Here is a 1,045-nt window from a genome sequence, read left to right on the forward strand (position 1 = left end):
CGCCGCCGCTGCGGCGCGCTGGGAGAAGATCGTCGATGACGCGCGCAAGAGCGGCTCGTCGGTCGGCGCGGTGGTGGAATGCTATGCCAGCGGCGTGCCCGCAGGCTGGGGCGCCCCGCTCTACGCCAAGCTCGACGCGGATCTCGCGGCGGCGATGATGGGCATCAACGCGGTCAAGGGCGTCGAGATCGGCGACGGCTTTGCGGCCGCGCGCCTTTCCGGCGAGCAGAACGCCGACCCGATGCGCCCGAATGCCGAAGGGCCGGACGGCGCGCCGGAGTTCCTGGCGAACCACGCGGGCGGCATCGCGGGCGGCATCTCCACCGGCCAGCCGGTGACCTGCCGCGTGGCGTTCAAGCCGACCAGTTCGATCCTCACCCCGCAAGCGACCATCAACCGCTCCGGCGAGGCGACCGAGATGTTCACCAAGGGCCGCCACGACCCCTGCGTCGGCATCCGCGGCGTGCCGGTGGTCGAGGCGATGATGGCGCTGGTGCTGGCCGATCACAAGCTGCTCCACCGCGGGCAGTGCGGTTGAGTGGGCCGAATCCTCCCTGTTGCGAAGCAATGGGGAGGTGGCAGCCCGCAGGGCTGACGGAGGGGTCGTCCCCCCCTCCACCACCCGCTGCGCGGGCGGTCCCCCTCCCCGAGCAAGCTCAGGGAGGATTTGCATGCGCATCCTGATCGACGCCGACGCCTGCCCGGTGAAGGAGGAGACCTACAAGGTCGCCGCCCGCCACAAGGTGCCCGTCGTCGTCGTCAGCAACAGCGCAATCCGCGTCCCGCAAAATGCGCTGATCTCCCGCAAGGTGGTCAGCGACGCCTTCGACGCGGCGGACGACTGGATCGTGGAGAATACTGACGCCGCAACGGTGGTGATAACCGCCGACATCCTCCTCGCGGACCGCTGCCTCAAGCTGGGTGCCAACGTGGTTGCTCCCAACGGCAAGCCTTTCACCACCAGTTCGATCGGCAGCGCCATCGCCACCCGCGCGATCATGACGGACTTGCGCGCGGGCGGAGACATCATCGGCGGGCCGCCGCC

General features: G+C 69.8%; 2 protein-coding genes. Both read left to right on the forward strand.

Annotated features, from left to right (window positions below):
* Positions 1 to 538 (forward strand): chorismate synthase (locus tag LH128_RS29920; protein ID WP_008833439.1); only part of this gene is annotated, 538 nt, incomplete at its 5' end.
* Positions 539 to 671: 133 nt separating this feature from the next.
* A partial coding sequence (locus LH128_RS29925; RefSeq protein ID WP_008833440.1) for a YaiI/YqxD family protein occupies positions 672 to 1,045 on the forward strand: 374 nt, incomplete at its 3' end.

It is taken from the genome of Sphingomonas sp. LH128 (assembly GCF_000293195.2).
Classification (GTDB): domain Bacteria; phylum Pseudomonadota; class Alphaproteobacteria; order Sphingomonadales; family Sphingomonadaceae; genus Novosphingobium; species Novosphingobium resinovorum_A.